This window comes from Mesorhizobium loti CJ3sym (assembly GCF_000472785.1).
Lineage (GTDB): Bacteria > Pseudomonadota > Alphaproteobacteria > Rhizobiales > Rhizobiaceae > Mesorhizobium > Mesorhizobium loti_E.
On sequence record NZ_AXAL01000001.1, the window covers coordinates 748,529 to 764,569 of the forward strand.

A 16,041-nucleotide genomic window follows, 5' to 3' on the forward strand; every position below is an offset into this window, starting at 1 on the left:
CGCGTTCTGAAGGTGGAATCCGGCGTCAATTCGTCAGTTGCAGCTTCGAGAACTTGTTGGCGATCTGCTCGAATACGTTCGGCAGTTTGGCGGGATCGTTGACGGCGTAGTAGTCGCTCGGATCCGAAGCGCAGGCGCTGTACAGCGTACGGTTGGCGGCGGTGTCGGACTGCAGAACCATGGTGTAGATTTGCGCGCCCTGGTTCTTGAGCTGGGTGCAGACGCTCTTGGTCCAGCCATCGACGTTGCGGGCCGCCGCCGCCTGGTTGTCCGATCCGAGGCGGCCCGGAGCGCCATACGGGGAGCCCGCGAGATAACCGTAGGACGTATAGTCAGACTTGGTCGTCTCGTTGCTGGCGCCGTAAACGACGTTCTCACCATCCGTCAGCAACATGACGATCTTGCTGACCCCGGGCGTCTTCCACGGCGTTCCATCGGGATACGGCGCACCGGGCGACAGCACACGCTGGCCCCAGGCCAGTCCCTCGGCGACGTTGGTGCCGGAGCCCGCCCAGGCAAGCATCTTGCCAGCCTCTTTGCGAAGCTTAGTAAAATCGTCTGTCAATGGAACGATCGGCGACGGGCAGGATCGGTTTGGCCCCACCGTCAATTGCAAGGCATTTGGGTCCGTCGTGGCTGCGGTGCCAATGGAGCTGTTCTGCGGTGCCACATATTTGGCGACCGTCTCGAGATCTGCCTTCGAAGGGCCGCCCAGCACCAAATTGACGACGCTTGCAAGCAGGCCGCTCAAATCTATTCCAAGGATGTTGACGCCGCCGTCGCGAGCGAGCTTGGCATCGTCAGGCGTGTCTTTGATAAATGAGTTGTTGTAGTGATTGGCGTCGTTTGAATAACTGCCTGAAGGTTTGGTGCCATCCCCCGGATCGTCCGGCGCGAAATAAGGCACGAACAGAGTGTCGGGCCTGGACGGATCCGGCGGCGTATCGGAGATGTTAAAGGTCCCGGGCCGTGCTTCGACACAACCTTTCCAGCCCGTGTCCGTCCCGGTAGCGTCCTTCCATCCCGTCAATTTGGCGGCGGAGGCCGGATCTTTCATAAGCTGCCTGAACAGCGCCATATGATTGGGACGCTTGCCATTGATGATGGGGAAATTGATTCCGTTGGTGGATGACTTGCCATCCATGTCGATCCAGGAGGGATCGAACCCGTCGCCATTGACATTGACAGCGGTCACGAATGGAACCAGCGCCACGTGGACCGTGCGCGTTGGTGACTGTGTCGCTTCGAGTTCCTTGAGCAGATTGTCGGTTGCTGTCTTGAGAGCGGCAATTTTTGCTCCCGCCATGGAGCCAGTATTGTCCAGCACCAGCACGACTTCGAGCTGGTTGTTCGATTCGACGGCCGAGGCATCGACGACGATGTGTTTGTTCTGGCCGAACAGGAAGGCGAAGTTCAAATTGACATCCGCGGAAGCGACAGCTTTCGTCTTGATGTAGTTGACGCCTTTGTCGACGGTCAGCGTCGCTTGCGCGTTGGCGAGTTCACCATGCCCGGCGATGTTGGCCTGAAAATAGCGATTGAAGGCATCGATGCGGGTGATGTCGAGATCGCCCAGATGCGAGGAGGCCAGATTTGCGGAATCGAGCGCATTCTGCAGGTTGCTCTTGGCCCGCATGATGGTCGACACGTCGACCGCAAAGGCCACGGCTGACAGGATAGCCGGCAGCCCAACCCCCATCATAAGCGCGAAATTGCCGCTCTTCGAACGCCAGAATCTGTTGAGAAGCATCCTTACCCCCGGAAATGCTTGCCGCCTGTTCTGCGCGGATTGCCCGGGCTTTTGCGCCTTCCATGATGAATCGACCGTTGACGAAGGCGCTCAACCCTGTGCAACCTGACATTGTGGTTAAGGGCTGGTTGCCGGGAAGTCGCCAAGCGGCTCTGGCGCCGGCGCTTTATTTTCCAGCGGGCTGCGACATCGGAAACGCCGCCTGCCCTTGCCTTATCAGTGGATTGCTGTATAGACGCTGCCAATCTGCCGGTCCCAGCTGGGGGCTGAACGGAGGGCCGGAGGTTTTTTCGAAAGCCTTCGTGTGAAGCCAGAAGTGCTTCCGCCTCCCGTGTCTCCGCTCTCGACCGTCTCGTCATGCTCCTTTCTTCCCCGCCCCTAACCGGGATCAGCGGGTCAGAGAAGTTGCAGAGGCTTTTGCCGCCGGGAACCGGAAGAGAAACGAAGAAAGGCACCAAGACATAATGGCTCTTTACGAACATGTGTTTCTTGCCCGGCAGGACCTCTCGCAGCAGCAGGTCGATGCGCTTGTCGAACAGTACAAGGGCGTCATCTCCGCGAATGGCGGGTCCGTCGGCCGGGTCGAGAACTGGGGACTGAAGTCCCTCACCTACCGGGTCAACAAGAACCGGAAGGCATACTACACGCTGATGGACCTCAACTGCCCGCCGGCCGCGCTCAACGAGATGGAGCGCCAGATGGGTCTGTCCGAGGACGTCCTGCGTTTCCTGACCATCAAGGTCGAGGCGCATGAGGAAGGTCCGTCGGCCATGATGCAGAAGCGCGAAGAGCGCTCCGAGCGCGGTGGCTTCGGCGACCGCGACCGTGGCGACCGTGGCCCGCGTTCGTTCGGCGACCGTGACCGTGGCGATCGTCCGCCGCGCAGCTTCGTCGGCGACGCCGGTGCTGATCGTGGTCCGCGCCGTCCGCGCGAAGGCTTTGAAGGGGGTGCAGAATAATGGTCGACATCAATCAGATCCCGACCCGGCGCCCTTTCCATCGCCGCCGCAAGACCTGCCCGTTCTCCGGCGCCAACGCGCCCAAGATCGATTACAAGGACGTGCGTCTGCTGCAGCGTTACATTTCCGAGCGCGGCAAGATCGTGCCGTCGCGCATCACCGCCGTCAGCCAGAAGAAGCAGCGTGAACTCGCCAAGGCGATCAAGCGCGCCCGCTTCCTCGGCCTGCTGCCCTACGTGGTCCGTTAATTCTCTCGAACGGGCGGTTCGCCGCCCGTTCCTATCGCCGGCCATGACGGGCATGACCGGTTTTAGGCATCAAATCCCGAGTTGAGGTCAAAACCTCTAACTGCCGCGACAGGCAGGACAGCGACACCGGCGCCCAATGCGCGCCCAAGCTTCCTGACCTGTTCCATAGAATTTGGCGCTTGCGCCTAACAAAAGGAACAACATCATGGACGTCATTCTTCTCGAACGCGTTTCCCGACTCGGCCAGATGGGCGACACCGTCAAGGTCAAGGACGGCTTTGCCCGCAATTTCCTGCTGCCGCAGGGGAAGGCGCTGCGCGCCAACGAAGCCAACAAGAAGAAGTTCGAAGGCCAGCGCGCCCAGCTTGAGGCGCGCAATCTCGAGCGCAAGTCGGAAGCCAGCCAGGTTGCCGAAAAGCTCGACGGCAAGAGCTTCATCGCCGTTCGCTCCGCCGGTGAAACCGGCCAGCTCTACGGCTCGGTGTCGACCCGCGACATCGCAGATCTGCTGATCGCGGAAGGCTTCACGGTCAACCGCAACCAGATCCTGCTCAATCAGCCGATCAAGACCATCGGTCTCACCAATGTGGCGATCGCCCTGCATCCGGAAGTCGAAGTCACGATCACGCTCAACATCGCCCGCACGGCTGATGAAGCCGAGCGTCAGTCCAAGGGCGAGACGCTGACAACCGCCGAAGCCATCTATGGCGACGACATCAACGACAATGCACGGCCGGAAAACTTCTTCGATCCGAACAGCGAGTTCGAAGGCGGCGAAGACAACGCCTGACCGCTCACGACAAGCGAGGGAGCAGCGCTCCGATCACTTTGTCGTCATCCAGCCTTTCTGGACCAATGCCCGGGCCTCTCGCCCGGGCTTTTTTGTGCCAAATGGAACTTTTCGAACCCCCATATATTGTTGCAGAATTAAGGCAGCCAGTCCGACCGTGAGGGGACATTTGGTTATGAATATCCTGCTGAAGCGCGTTCTCGACCGCCTGGTGCGTACGGGCAATCTCAAGGTTACCGGGCCAAAGGGTTCGACATTCGTGTTCGGCGACGGCAGCGGCGAGCCGGTGCACATGCACATCAAAACCCGACATGCCGAACGCGCTATCACCTTCGATCCGATGCTGGCGGTGCCTGAATCCTACATGGACGGCGAACTCGACATTCTCGAAGGCGGCGCGCTGGGCGTGATGCGCATTGCCTTCCAGAACATGGGCAGTGGCGGCATCGACGCAACCTGGTCGAAGGCGATCGAAGGCCTGCGCCATGCCTTCCGCCGCCTGCAGCAGATCAACACCGCAGCGCGCTCACGCCGCAACGTGCAACGCCACTACGATCTGTCGGGCGATCTGTACCGGCTCTTCCTCGATGAGGACATGCAGTATTCCTGCGCCTATTTCGAGCAGCCGGACATGACGCTTGACGAGGCACAGGCAGCCAAGAAGCGCCATATCGCCGCCAAGCTCAGGCTGAAGGCCGGCCAGACCGTGCTCGACATCGGCTCCGGCTGGGGCGGGCTCGGCCTTTATCTCGCCAAGGCCTTCGATGTCGACGTGCAGGGCGTGACGCTGTCGACCGAACAGCATGGCGTCGCCACCGACCGGGCGCATGCGCAAGGCCTGGAAAACCACGTCCATTTCGAGCTGAAGGACTATCGCGAACTCAACGAACGCTTCGACCGTATCGTTTCGGTCGGCATGTTCGAACATGTCGGCGTGAACCACTTCAGGACCTTCTTCGACAAGGCCGCAACGTTGCTGAAGCCCGATGGCGTCATGCTCCTGCACACGATCGGCCGCTCCGGCGTGCCATGGGCGACCAGCGCCTTCATCCGCAAGTATATTTTCCCGGGCGGGTACATCCCGGCAATGTCCGAGGTCATGCCAGCGATCGAAAAGTCCGGCCTTGTGGTCACGGACGTCGAGATCCTGCGGCTCCACTATGCCGATACGCTCAAGCACTGGGCTCTGCGCTTTGCCGCGAACCGTGACAAGGCCAAGGCGATCTACGACGAACGCTTCTGCCGCATGTGGGAATTCTATCTGGCCGCTTCGGAAGCTGCATTCCGCTGGCAGGACCTGGTGATCTTACAGTTCCAGATCACCAAGAAGAACGACACGCTGCCGGTGACCCGCGACTATATGGCCAAATGCGAAAAGGCGCTGGAAATGCGCGACATGGGCCGCCGCGAGGCGGCTCCGGTCGAGAAGCCCGCCAAGCCCGCCCGCCGCCGCAAGGTGGCTGAATAGAAGCAGGACTTTGGTGCGCTTCGCCATTGGCGCTTGCCATTCCCGGCCCCTGCCTTGAAAAAGGCTTCGTGATCGTCGCGAGACCTTTTTCATGACCTATCTCCTCTATGCAGCAGCAGCATTGGCCGAGATCGCTGGCTGTTTTTCGGTGTGGGCCTGGTGGCGGCTGGAAAGATCGCCGCTGTGGCTGGCGCCAGGCTTCGTCTCGCTGCTTGTGTTCGCCTGGCTTCTGGCGCTGGTCGACACCAATGCCGCGGGCCGTGCCTATGCCGCTTATGGCGGCATCTACATCATTGCCTCGCTGGCCTGGTTGTGGCTGGTGGAGGGCCTGCGGCCCGATCGCTGGGATGTTGCCGGTGCTTCGCTCTGCATAGTCGGCGCCTCGATCATCCTGCTCGCGCCGCGCGGGGCCTGACCATGGAGTTGCCAGCCCCATTTCGGAAAGCCGTCGATCGCATCCTGGAAAAAGTGCCACTTCCGGAGCTCAAGCAGGCGGCAAGGATACTCTCCGACCGCTACCGGGCCGAACTGCGCGACGGACGTCTGCACATGGCGCAGGACATGGCGGTCAAGGCCTATCTGGCGACGCGGCTGCCGGCGACCTATGCCGCGGTTCGCGCCAGCCTCGGCGCGCTGAACGAGGCCTGGCCGGATTTCATGCCGAAAACCCTGCTCGATGTCGGCGCCGGCCCTGGTACGGTGCTTTGGGCCACCAGCGAGCTCTGGCCCGATCTCGAACAGGCCGTTTTGCTGGAAGCGAGTGCAGCAGTGCGCAAGGTTGGCGAGACGCTTGCCGCCGATGCAATCACCGCCCGGACCGAATGGCGGGCCGGTGACGTCACAACAGACCTTGCCGATCTTCAGTCTGCAGACCTCGTCACATGCGCCTATGTGCTGGACGAGATCGTGCCGGCATCACTGCCCAAAATGGTCGCGCGGCTATGGCAACTGACGACAGACACATTGCTGATCGTCGAGCCGGGCACGCCGGCGGGCTGGCAGCGGATCCTGGCGGTGCGCGCGCAGTTGATCGCCGCCGGCGCGCATGTGCTGGCGCCTTGTCCGCACGAAGCGCCCTGCCCGCTCAGCCCGCCCGACTGGTGCCACTTTGCCCGCCGCGTCGCCCGCTCGCGCCTGCATCGGCTGGCCAAGGACGCGGAAGTGCCGTGGGAAGACGAGAAATTCATTTTTGTCGCCGTTTCGCGCCAACCCGCCGCGTCTCGCCCTGCGCGGGTGATCGCACCGCCGAAATCCGGCTCGGGCAAGGTTATGCTCAAGCTGTGCGGACCGGACGGCGGCGCCGGCGAACAACTGTTCACAAAACGCGACGGTGATCTGTTCAAGGCGGCGCGGCGCTTGGACTGGGGCGATACGCTGGAAGGGGGAAGCACGTGACCGCCAAGATTGTTCTTGATCTGTTCCAGCGACTCGGATAGGGATCCGCGCCTCCCGGAGTCAAACGGAATCGGGACACAGCAACACTCTCCTGTGGACGGTTTACCGTTCCTGTGAACAACGGGCATCGAGGCTGTTTGGTCGTGCAGTGATGCAGAAAGGTCAGCACCGTTTCGTCTCGTTCTGATATCGAGAAGCCGGGATCGAAATCGGGGACATCATGGCAGAGGCAGCGCGAAAATTTGGCGTGGCGGAGCAGCAACCGCTTTATCGCGAGGCGCCGAACAACATCGAGGCCGAGCAGGCACTGCTCGGCGCCATCCTCGTCAACAACGATGCCTTCTACCGCGTCTCCGACTTCCTCAAGCCGGGCCATTTCTACGAACCGCTGCACAGAAAAATCTTCGAAATCGCGGCCGAGCTCATCCGCATGGGCAAGGTGGCGACGCCGATCACCTTGAAGACCTTCCTGCCGGCCGACGAGAAGGTCGGCGACATGACGGTGGCGCAATATATCGTGCGGCTGGCGGTCGAAGCCGTCACAGTCGTCAATGCCACCGACTACGGCCGCGCCATCTATGATCTGGCGACGCGCCGCGCGCTGATCACCGTCGGCGAGGACATGGTCAACATCGCCTATGACGCGCCGGTCGACATGGCGCCCTCCGAGCAGATCGAGGACGCCGAGCGGCGCCTGTTCGAACTGGCCGAGACGGGCCGCTACGACGGCGGCTTCGAGAGCTTCACCGACGCGGTCAAGACCGCGGTGGACATGGCCAACGCCGCCTATATGCGCGACGGCCATCTGTCGGGCCTCGCCACCGGCATGCGCGATCTCGATCGCCGCATGGGCGGCCTGCAATCGTCCGATCTGATCATTATCGCCGGCCGTCCAGGCATGGGCAAGACATCACTCGCCACCAACATTGCCTTCAACATTGCCGAGATGTATGAGCCGGCGCAGCAGGCCGATGGCTCGTTCAAGGCGGCCAATGGCGGTGTCGTCGGCTTCTTCTCGCTCGAAATGTCGTCCGAACAGCTCGCCACCCGCATCATTTCCGAGCAGACCGAAATCTCGTCCTCGAAAATCCGCCGCGGCGAAATCACCGAAATGGACTTCGAAAAGCTGGTCGCCTGTTCGCAGACCATGCAGAAGATTCCGCTGTTCATCGACCAGACCGGCGGTATTTCCATTGCGCAGCTGTCTGCGCGCGCGCGTCGCCTGAAGCGCCAGCGCGGTCTCGACCTGATCGTCATCGACTATATCCAGCTGATGCAGGGCTCGAGCGCCAAGTCTTCGCAGAACCGCGTCCAGGAAATCACCGAGATCACCACGGGCCTGAAGGCGCTGGCCAAGGAACTGGCCGTGCCGATCATCGCGCTGTCGCAGCTGTCGCGTCAGGTCGAAAGCCGCGAGGACAAGCGCCCGCAACTCTCCGACTTGCGTGAATCTGGTTCGATCGAGCAGGACGCCGACGTCGTCATGTTCGTCTATCGCGAGGAGTATTATCTCAAGAACCGCGAGCCGAAGCTTGGCACGGAAGAATACGTCAAGTGGGAAAACGAGATGAACGAGATGCGCGGCAAGGCCGAGGTCATCGTCGCCAAGCAGCGCCATGGCCCGACAGGTTCGGTGACGTTGGCCTTCCACGGCGAATTCACCCGCTTCTCCGATCTGGCTGAGGAACATCATATAGCGGAGAGGTTTGAGTAGCCCTTTGACCCACCCAACCTTCAGCGATTGGCAAACGGCGCAACGCTAGTGGCCAAATCCCGTGTCCAGTTCATCTGCCAGAATTGCGGATCGGTGCATCAGCGCTGGGCCGGCAAGTGCGATGCCTGCGGCGAGTGGAACACGCTGGTCGAGGAAGGTACGTCCGGCGGCATCGGCTCGGGGCCTGCCAATACGCGCAACGCCCGCAAGGGCCGCGCGGTGGTGCTGACCACGCTTTCCGGCGATATCGAGGATGCACCGCGCATCATCTCGGGCATCGGCGAACTCGATCGCGCCACCGGCGGCGGTTTCGTGCGCGGCTCCGCGCTGCTGGTCGGCGGCGATCCCGGCATCGGCAAGTCGACGTTGCTCACCCAGGCTGCCGCTGCCCTTGCTTCGAGAGGCCACCGCATCGTCTATGTCTCAGGCGAAGAAGCCGTCGCCCAGATCAGGCTGAGGGCGCAGCGGCTGGGCGTCGCCGACACGCCGGTGGAACTGGCGGCCGAGACCAATGTCGAGGACATTCTGGCCACCATCGCCGACGGCAAACGGCCGGATCTGGTCATTCTCGATTCGATCCAGACGCTGTGGACCGACCTCGCCGATTCAGCGCCTGGCACCGTTACCCAGGTGCGCGCCGCCGCCCAGGCGATGATCCGCTATGCGAAATCCACGGGTGCAGCGATCGTGCTGGTCGGCCACGTTACCAAGGAAGGCCAGATCGCCGGCCCGCGCGTGGTCGAGCATATGGTCGATGCCGTGCTCTACTTCGAGGGCGAAGGCGGCCATCACTACCGCATCCTGCGCACGGTGAAGAACCGCTTCGGCCCGACCGATGAGATCGGCGTGTTTGAAATGTCGGACAAGGGTTTGCGCGAAGTCGCCAATCCGTCCGAGCTTTTCCTCGGCGAGCGCCATGCGAAATCGCCGGGTGCCGCGGTTTTCGCCGGCATGGAAGGCACAAGGCCGGTTCTGGTCGAGATCCAGGCGCTGGTGGCGCCCTCCTCGCTCGGCACGCCACGGCGCGCCGTCGTAGGTTGGGACGGCGCCCGGCTGTCGATGATCCTGGCGGTGCTCGAAGCGCATTGCGGCGTGCGCTTCGGCAGCCACGATGTCTATCTCAATGTCGCCGGCGGCTACCGCATCAGCGAGCCGGCGGCCGACCTCGCGGTCGCGGCCGCACTGGTTTCCTCGCTCACCGGTCTTGCCCTTCCCGCCGATTGCGTCTATTTCGGCGAAATCAGCCTTTCGGGCGCTGTGAGGCCGGTTGCGCATGCGCAGCAGCGCCTCAAGGAAGCCGAAAAGCTGGGTTTTGGTAGCGCGGTTCTGCCCTTGGGCAGCGAGGAACTTGCCGGAGGGATCGGGGCCGGCGCTTTCCAGCCCACCGAGCTTGCCGACCTCGTGGCACGCATAGCCGGCTCACGGCGCAGTCGTGCGGACGAAGAAGAGTGACGCGGCTGGTCGTGTGGTAAACGACATGAAGTGGGGCGAAAGACATGCCGATTACGCTGCTTGACGGAATTCTCGTCGGCTTCACCCTGGTCTCGGCGATGCTCGCCATGGTTCGCGGCTTCTCGCGCGAAATCCTGTCGGTCGTCTCGTGGGCGGCGGCAGCGGCGGCGGCTTTCTTCTTCTACAAGCCGGTCCTGCCCTATCTGAAGCCCTACATCGAGAACGAGAAGATCGCCATGGCCGCTTCGGCCGGCGCCGTCTTCATCATCGCGCTGATCGTCGTCTCGGTCATCACCATGAAGCTCGCCGACTGGATCATCGATTCCCGGATCGGCGCGCTCGACCGCACGCTCGGCTTCCTCTACGGCGCCGCGCGCGGCATCCTGGTCGTCGCGGTGGCGCTTTTGTTCTTCAACTGGCTGGCCGGCGCCAAGGCACCAGCCTGGGTGACGGAGGCAAAGTCGCGGCCGCTGCTGGAACAGATCGGCGCCAAGCTTGAGAGCCTGCTGCCCGAGGATCCCGAAAACGCCATCCTGAAGAAGCTCAATCCGAATCAGCCAGCCACGCCAGCGGCTCCGGCTGCGGATGCTCCTGCCGGCGGCGACGATGCCAACACACCGGCGCCTGACGACAATGACGCAACACCTCCGCCAGCCGACAACGCGCCAGCCAATCCGGCACCGGCAGCACCGGCAAACTGACGCGCATGGAAAAGGTCACGTTTCACAGAAACGGTGACCTTTTCCAGCTCTTTGTTTTGACGCAATTCCGGACGGAAAACCGTTTCACACTTTTCCTGGAATTGCTCCTGAACGGGCGTCAGGGCAGACGATGGTGTGAACGACTGCACAGTGTGCGTTGCTTTCGACGCGTGAGCACCTTATATGGCGATTTTAGCGGAGCTTAAGATGGCAGACGCAGACGACGTGCTTTCCGCAGAGGCCGACGACCATTTCCATGACGAATGCGGCGTGTTCGGCATTTTCGGCCGACAGGATGCAGCGGCCATCGTCACACTCGGCCTGCACGCCCTGCAGCATCGCGGCCAGGAAGCGGCCGGTATCGTTTCCTACGACGGCACCCAGTTCCATGTCGAACGCCATGTCGGCCTGATCGGCGACACCTTCACCAAGCAGCGTGTCATCGACAGCCTGCAAGGTAACCGCGCCATTGGCCATACGCGCTACGCCACGACCGGCGGCGCCGGCATGCGCAACATCCAGCCTTTCTTCGCCGAATTGGCCGATGGTGGTTTTGCGGTTGCCCACAATGGCAATCTGACCAACGCCATGACGGTGCAGCGCGCGCTGCAGAAGCAGGGCGCGATCTTCTCATCCACCTCCGACACCGAAACGCTTTTGCACCTGGTTGCGACCAGCAAGGAGCGCGACCTCAACTCGCGCTTCATCGACGCGGTGCGGCAGGTAGAAGGCGCCTTCTCGCTGGTGGCGATGACGGCCAAGAAGATGATCGGCTGCCGCGATCCGCTCGGCATCCGCCCGCTGGTGCTGGGCGATCTCGACGGCGCCTGGATTCTCGCCTCCGAGACCTGCGCGCTCGACATTATCGGTGCGCGTTTCGTGCGCGACCTGAAACCCGGCGAAATGGTCGTCGTCACCTCCAAGGGCATTGAAAGCCTGTTCCCGTTCGAGCCGCAGAAGACCCGTTTCTGCATCTTCGAATATGTCTATTTCGCCCGGCCGGATTCCTCGGTCGAGGGCCGCAACGTCTACGAGGTGCGCAAGCGCATCGGCGCCGAACTGGCGCAGGAGAATCCGGTCGAGGCCGACATTGTCGTGCCGGTGCCGGATTCCGGTACGCCGGCCGCGATCGGCTTTTCCCAGGCCGCGGGCATTCCTTTCGAGCTCGGCATCATCCGCAACCACTATGTCGGCCGCACCTTCATCCAGCCGGGCGATTCGATTCGCCACATGGGCGTCAAGCTGAAGCACAACGCCAACCGGCGCATGATCGAGGGCAAGCGCGTGGTGTTGGTCGACGATTCGATCGTGCGCGGCACCACCAGCCAGAAGATCGTGCAGATGGTGCGCGACGCCGGCGCCAAGGAAGTGCATATGCGCATCGCTTCGCCGCCAACCAGCGCGTCGTGCTTCTACGGCGTCGACACGCCAGAAAAATCGAAGCTGCTGGCGTCGCGCATGTCGGTGGAAGAGATGGCCGAGTTCATCCGTGTCGATTCGCTCGGCTTCCTGTCGATTGACGGGCTTTACCGCGCCGTCGGCGAGGCGGGCCGCGACAACGACCAGCCGCAATTCTGCGACGCCTGCTTCACCGGCCAGTACCCGACCCGCCTGCTCGACTTCGAAGGCCACGACAATGTGCGCACGCTGTCGCTGCTGGCGAACAACGGGGCGTAAGCCAGACTCTTGTTTTGACACAATTCCGGACGGAAAACCGCTTCACACTTGTCCTGGAATTGCTCTGGACCACCGTACGGAAATTCTCGCATGACCCTCGACCTTACCGGCCGCGTTGCGGTCGTCACCGGCGCTTCGCGCGGCATCGGCTATTTCGTCGCCAGGGAATTGGCCGCTGCCGGCGCGCATGTCATCGCGGTGGCGCGCACGGTCGGTGGGCTGGAAGAACTCGACGACCAGATCAAGGTAGCCGGCGGCCAGGCAACGCTCGTGCCGCTCGATCTCGCCGACATGGCCGGCATCGACCGGCTGGGCGGCGCCATCCATGAACGCTGGGGCAAGCTCGACATTCTCGTCGCCAATGCCGGTGTGCTCGGTGTCATCTCGCCGATCGGCCATGTCGAGGCCAAGACGTTCGAGAAGGTGATGACCATCAACGTTACCTCGACCTGGCGGCTGATCCGCTCGGTCGACCCGCTGCTCAGGCTTTCCGATGCCGGCCGGGCCATCATCCTGTCGTCCAACGCCGCGCATTCGGCGCGCGCCTTCTGGGCGCCCTACGCGGCATCGAAGGCTGCGGTCGAGACCATGATGCGCTCCTGGGCGCATGAGACGCAAAGCCTGCCGCTGCGCGTCAATGCCGCCGACCCAGGCGCCACCCGCACCGCTATGCGAGCCCAGGCCGTGCCCGGCGAGGATCCGGAGACGCTCCCGCACCCCTCCGAGATCGCCAAGCGCATCGTGCCGCTGGCCAGCCCTGAGCTGAAAGAGACCGGGCTGATCTTCCAGGCCAAGCACAACCGTTTTGTCGCCTACAGGCAGCCCGAATAGCTGCATCCGGCATGCAAATCCGCCGTATCATCACGCGGCTGTGATCTGAGCGAGAAAAGCACCGCTTCTGTCATGCTTTCGTCGTTTCCACAGAGTTGGTAGGATCGTATAGACTCCCACAACAACGAGCGCCCGAGCTGGGCAGAACAAGGACATCCCCATGGCTACGACCGCAGCGTTGGTTTGGTATCTGGTAATCGCCGGCCCGCAGGGCGGCATGGTGGTGCTGCCCAGCACCTTCGACAAGCGCGAACAGTGCACCGCCGCCATCACCGAATATCAGAAGCAGCCGACACCCACCGGCTGGTCCATACAGTGCGTGCCGAGCGCCTCGCCCTTCACCGACGAAGGCGATGCCGAAGTGCCGGCAGCACAGTAAGCATCCGTTACAACAGGTCCGCAGCGGCTGGCTGCGGGCCTGATAATTTCAGCGCCGGGCGCTCACCGTCAGTTCCGGCTTCTGGTTGATGGTCTGGAACACCACGCAATAGCGCTCGGTCAGCTTCAGCAATGAGTCGATGCGCTCCTGCGGCTCATCGGTGTCGAGACTGAAATTGAGGCGGATGGCACGAAAGCCGACGGGCGCATCCCTGGCGACACCGAGCGTGCCACGAAAATCAAGGTCGCCTTCGGCCTCCACAATGGCGGCGCCAAGCTTGAACTCGAGCGCTGTCGCCACTGCCTTCAGCGTCACCCCGGCGCAAGCCACCAATGCCTCAAGCAGCATGTCGCCTGAGCAGAGTTCGAGCCCCGAGCCACCTGTTGCCGGATGCAGACCGGCAATTGCGATCGCCCTGCCCGTCTCGACCTTGCAGGCCACCGACTGGTCGTCGATCGAGCCCTTCGCTCTCAGTGTAATCAGCGCCTGCGAGGCGTCGTCGCGATAGGCCTGCTTCAGCGGCGCCTGCATCGCCTTCAATTCGGTTGCATCCATTTCGATTGTCTCTTTCGCGGTTGCGGCCAGCGAGCAGCGTGGCTTTGTCAGATATAAGTGCCGATCACGTCCCGGAAGCAAGACAGCCAGTTCCTGCCCCAACGCAAGCCCAGAGCTGGCGTAGCGCTGTGCCAACTTTCGACCGTATAGCTTGGGAAGAAGGCTTGGCCTCCCGGCCATCGCGTTGATCCACGGCATTTCTGTCGCTTCCTGCAACACTGGTCCTGCGCCTATGGCCGATATCGCCATTCTGGAAACTCGTGAAAGGGTGCTTGCCGGCATCCTGTTCACAGGTGCTGCCTATCTCTTGTTTTCGACGCAGGACGCCTCGATCAAGCTGCTGGTCACCGGCATGACGGTCTGGCAGATCATGTTCTTCCGCAGCATCACCATTCTCGGCGCCTGCGCGGCGATCGGCGGGGGAGCGCTGTTTGTCGATACAGTGCGTTCGCCGATCGTAAAACCGATGCTGGTGCGCAGCGCCTTCACGCTTGCCGCCTGGCTCTGTTACTACAATGCCGCCCGCAGCCTGCAGCTTGCCGAATTGACCACCGTCTATTACGCGGCGCCGATCATCGTCACCGTGCTTTCGGTGTTCCTGCTCGGCGAAAAGGTGCCGATGCTCCGCTGGCTGGCGGTTTTGATCGGCTTTGTCGGCGTCTTCGTCGCCTGCGATCCGACCCATCTCGGCCTGTCCGTGCCGGTGATGCTCGTGCTGGCGGCGGCTCTTTTGTGGGCGATCGCCATCGTGCTCCTGCGCAGAACCGCACTGGCCGAACGCTCGATGATCCAGCTCCTCCTCAACAATTTCTATTTCCTGGTGTTTTCGGCGGTGCCGGCGCTGTTGTGGTGGCATACGCCTGATCTGACCCAGTTGCTGCTTCTTGCCAGCGTCGGCGCGCTTGGCGGCCTGGCGCAGTATCTTCTCTTCGAAGGCATGAAGCGCACGCCGGCATCGATCCTGGCGCCGCTCGAATACACCTCGCTGTTGTGGGCATTCGCGCTCGGCTCTGCGATCTGGGGCGACGTGCCGCGCCGCGAAGTCTTCCTGGGCGCTGCCCTCATTGTTGCAGCCGGCCTGCTGATCGTCGGCGGCGAGCATTTCCGCAAGCGGCTGTGATGGGGATGGCATTCATTGCTGACACTACGATGTCAGCATGGGACAGCGTAGGCTGCCAGCATGACTGACATGGCGGCCACAACCGAGACCACTGAGCACACGCTTGGCATCATACTGGTGTCGTCATCGGCTGCGGTGTTCGGCCTGACCGGCGTGCTGACAAAATCGATCCATGCCGACCCGCTGACGATCATCTGCTGGCGTGGCTTTGTCGGCTCGATCCTCATCAGCCTTTATGTGCTCTGGCGGCGGCATCGCTCCGGCGGACGCGAAAGCCTGCGGTTGGGCTGGCGCGGCTGGCTATTGGCGGTCGAAGGCGCGCTGGCGAGCATCGCCTTCATTTCGGCATTCAAATTCACCTACGTTGCCAATGTCGCGGTCATCTACGCCACCGCGCCTTTCGTCACCGCATTGCTGGCCTGGGTGCTGACGCGCGAACCCTTCCGCTTACAGACGATGGTCGCCGCGGCCGTTTCGCTTTGCGGCGTGGCGATCATGGTCTGGTCAGGCTTCGGAACAGGCCATCTGTTCGGAGACGGGCTGGCGCTGCTGATGACGATCGGTAGTGGCCTCTATATGATCATGGTGCGCGCCTTCCGCGACACGCCGGTGGTCTGGGCCGGCGCGGTTTCGGCCTTTCTGCTGTTCATACTTGGTTGGTTCGTCACCGATCCGCTGGCGGTGTCGTCAAGGGATGCCATTCTGCTCGTCACTTTCGGCGCATCCTTCGCGCTGTCGTCGATCCTGTGGACGGAGGGCGCGAGACTGCTGCCGGCGGCCGAATCCGGATTGCTCGGCTCGGCCGAGGTACCGTTCGCTATCCTGTTTGCCTTCCTGTTTCTGGGAGAGATAGCACCGGCGGCCAGCATGATCGGCGGCGCCATCGTGCTCTGCGCGGTGTTTGCCCATACTGGCCGCGACTGGCTGGTGGCCCGCTCACAGCAGGCAGCTTCAAATATTTCTTAAAAAAAATGACACAGTCACGGAACCATCATCGGCATC

General features: G+C 62.2%; 16 protein-coding genes. 14 read left to right on the forward strand and 2 right to left on the reverse strand.

Annotated elements, in window-relative coordinates; translation table 11 throughout:
• Window positions 1-25 precede the first annotated feature (25 nt).
• On the reverse strand, window positions 26-1,750 hold the full coding sequence (locus tag A3A9_RS0104075) for a pilus assembly protein (protein WP_027057631.1): 1,725 nt from the start codon (window positions 1,748-1,750) through the stop codon (window positions 26-28).
• Between the two features lie 464 nt (window positions 1,751-2,214).
• Here A3A9_RS0104075 and rpsF point away from each other — a divergent pair, with 464 nt between their 5' ends.
• From rpsF to A3A9_RS0104135, 12 genes are all read left to right on the forward strand, one after another.
• Window positions 2,215-2,709, forward strand: coding sequence for a 30S ribosomal protein S6 (rpsF, locus tag A3A9_RS0104080; RefSeq protein WP_027057632.1), 495 nt, complete (start codon window positions 2,215-2,217; stop codon window positions 2,707-2,709).
• Entirely contained in the window at window positions 2,709-2,957 is a 249-nt protein-coding gene (gene rpsR / locus A3A9_RS0104085; protein WP_006203718.1) for a 30S ribosomal protein S18, read from the forward strand. The genes rpsF and rpsR overlap by 1 nt, the downstream gene beginning before the upstream one ends.
• Before the next feature lie 205 nt (window positions 2,958-3,162).
• Window positions 3,163-3,747 carry a 50S ribosomal protein L9 gene (gene rplI, locus A3A9_RS0104090; protein ID WP_027057633.1) on the forward strand — a complete coding sequence of 195 codons (585 nt, stop codon included), beginning with the start codon at window positions 3,163-3,165 and terminating at the stop codon, window positions 3,745-3,747.
• A 175-nt stretch (window positions 3,748-3,922) separates the two neighbouring features.
• Window positions 3,923-5,215: an SAM-dependent methyltransferase gene (locus A3A9_RS0104095; protein ID WP_027057634.1), complete on the forward strand. Its 1,293-nt coding sequence runs from the start codon at window positions 3,923-3,925 to the stop codon at window positions 5,213-5,215.
• Between the two features lie 91 nt (window positions 5,216-5,306).
• Window positions 5,307-5,630 (forward strand): YnfA family protein, encoded by a 324-nt coding sequence (locus A3A9_RS0104100; RefSeq protein WP_027057635.1) that lies wholly within the window; start codon window positions 5,307-5,309, stop codon window positions 5,628-5,630.
• Between the two features lie 2 nt (window positions 5,631-5,632).
• Window positions 5,633-6,610, forward strand: coding sequence for a small ribosomal subunit Rsm22 family protein (locus A3A9_RS0104105; protein WP_027057636.1), 978 nt, complete (start codon window positions 5,633-5,635; stop codon window positions 6,608-6,610).
• A gap of 220 nt (window positions 6,611-6,830) precedes the next feature.
• Window positions 6,831-8,324 carry a replicative DNA helicase gene (locus A3A9_RS0104110; protein ID WP_027034476.1) on the forward strand — a complete coding sequence of 498 codons (1,494 nt, stop codon included), beginning with the start codon at window positions 6,831-6,833 and terminating at the stop codon, window positions 8,322-8,324.
• A 48-nt stretch (window positions 8,325-8,372) separates the two neighbouring features.
• Entirely contained in the window at window positions 8,373-9,776 is a 1,404-nt protein-coding gene (gene radA / locus A3A9_RS0104115) for a DNA repair protein RadA (RefSeq protein WP_027034475.1), read from the forward strand.
• A 44-nt stretch (window positions 9,777-9,820) separates the two neighbouring features.
• Window positions 9,821-10,477 (forward strand): CvpA family protein, encoded by a 657-nt coding sequence (locus A3A9_RS0104120; protein WP_027034474.1) that lies wholly within the window; start codon window positions 9,821-9,823, stop codon window positions 10,475-10,477.
• 207 nt (window positions 10,478-10,684) lie between these two features.
• Window positions 10,685-12,154 carry an amidophosphoribosyltransferase gene (gene purF / locus A3A9_RS0104125; protein WP_027034473.1) on the forward strand — a complete coding sequence of 490 codons (1,470 nt, stop codon included), beginning with the start codon at window positions 10,685-10,687 and terminating at the stop codon, window positions 12,152-12,154.
• A gap of 90 nt (window positions 12,155-12,244) precedes the next feature.
• Entirely contained in the window at window positions 12,245-12,985 is a 741-nt protein-coding gene (locus A3A9_RS0104130) for an SDR family NAD(P)-dependent oxidoreductase (RefSeq protein ID WP_027057637.1), read from the forward strand.
• A gap of 160 nt (window positions 12,986-13,145) precedes the next feature.
• Window positions 13,146-13,364, forward strand: coding sequence for a hypothetical protein (locus A3A9_RS0104135; protein WP_027057638.1), 219 nt, complete (start codon window positions 13,146-13,148; stop codon window positions 13,362-13,364).
• 48 nt (window positions 13,365-13,412) lie between these two features.
• Here the strand turns inward: A3A9_RS0104135 and A3A9_RS0104140 are convergent, their stop codons facing one another.
• Window positions 13,413-13,919 carry an OsmC family protein gene (locus A3A9_RS0104140; protein ID WP_027057639.1) on the reverse strand — a complete coding sequence of 169 codons (507 nt, stop codon included), beginning with the start codon at window positions 13,917-13,919 and terminating at the stop codon, window positions 13,413-13,415.
• Between the two features lie 232 nt (window positions 13,920-14,151).
• Here A3A9_RS0104140 and A3A9_RS0104145 point away from each other — a divergent pair, with 232 nt between their 5' ends.
• The gene (locus tag A3A9_RS0104145; protein WP_027057640.1) at window positions 14,152-15,039 is read left to right on the forward strand and encodes a DMT family transporter; all 888 of its coding nucleotides are present in this window, start codon (window positions 14,152-14,154) and stop codon (window positions 15,037-15,039) included.
• Between the two features lie 60 nt (window positions 15,040-15,099).
• Window positions 15,100-16,005 (forward strand): DMT family transporter, encoded by a 906-nt coding sequence (locus tag A3A9_RS0104150; protein ID WP_027057641.1) that lies wholly within the window; start codon window positions 15,100-15,102, stop codon window positions 16,003-16,005.
• Window positions 16,006-16,041 lie beyond the last annotated feature (36 nt).

Excerpts from the sequence above, each read along its gene's own strand:
- A3A9_RS0104105 (WP_027057636.1), top strand. The coding sequence starts at position 5,633 with ATGGAGTTGCCAGCCCCATTTCGGAAAGCCGTCGATCGCATCCTGGAA.
- purF (WP_027034473.1), top strand. The coding sequence starts at position 10,685 with ATGGCAGACGCAGACGACGTGCTTTCCGCAGAGGCCGACGACCATTTC.
- A3A9_RS0104130 (WP_027057637.1), top strand. The coding sequence starts at position 12,245 with ATGACCCTCGACCTTACCGGCCGCGTTGCGGTCGTCACCGGCGCTTCG.
- A3A9_RS0104135 (WP_027057638.1), top strand. The coding sequence starts at position 13,146 with ATGGCTACGACCGCAGCGTTGGTTTGGTATCTGGTAATCGCCGGCCCG.
- rpsF (WP_027057632.1), top strand. The coding sequence starts at position 2,215 with ATGGCTCTTTACGAACATGTGTTTCTTGCCCGGCAGGACCTCTCGCAG.
- A3A9_RS0104100 (WP_027057635.1), top strand. The coding sequence starts at position 5,307 with ATGACCTATCTCCTCTATGCAGCAGCAGCATTGGCCGAGATCGCTGGC.
- rpsR (WP_006203718.1), top strand. The coding sequence starts at position 2,709 with ATGGTCGACATCAATCAGATCCCGACCCGGCGCCCTTTCCATCGCCGC.
- A3A9_RS0104110 (WP_027034476.1), top strand. The coding sequence starts at position 6,831 with ATGGCAGAGGCAGCGCGAAAATTTGGCGTGGCGGAGCAGCAACCGCTT.
- A3A9_RS0104140 (WP_027057639.1), bottom strand. The coding sequence starts at position 13,919 with ATGGATGCAACCGAATTGAAGGCGATGCAGGCGCCGCTGAAGCAGGCC.
- A3A9_RS0104075 (WP_027057631.1), bottom strand. The coding sequence starts at position 1,750 with ATGCTTCTCAACAGATTCTGGCGTTCGAAGAGCGGCAATTTCGCGCTT.
- A3A9_RS0104120 (WP_027034474.1), top strand. The coding sequence starts at position 9,821 with ATGCCGATTACGCTGCTTGACGGAATTCTCGTCGGCTTCACCCTGGTC.
- A3A9_RS0104095 (WP_027057634.1), top strand. The coding sequence starts at position 3,923 with ATGAATATCCTGCTGAAGCGCGTTCTCGACCGCCTGGTGCGTACGGGC.
- A3A9_RS0104150 (WP_027057641.1), top strand. The coding sequence starts at position 15,100 with ATGACTGACATGGCGGCCACAACCGAGACCACTGAGCACACGCTTGGC.
- rplI (WP_027057633.1), top strand. The coding sequence starts at position 3,163 with ATGGACGTCATTCTTCTCGAACGCGTTTCCCGACTCGGCCAGATGGGC.
- A3A9_RS0104145 (WP_027057640.1), top strand. The coding sequence starts at position 14,152 with ATGGCCGATATCGCCATTCTGGAAACTCGTGAAAGGGTGCTTGCCGGC.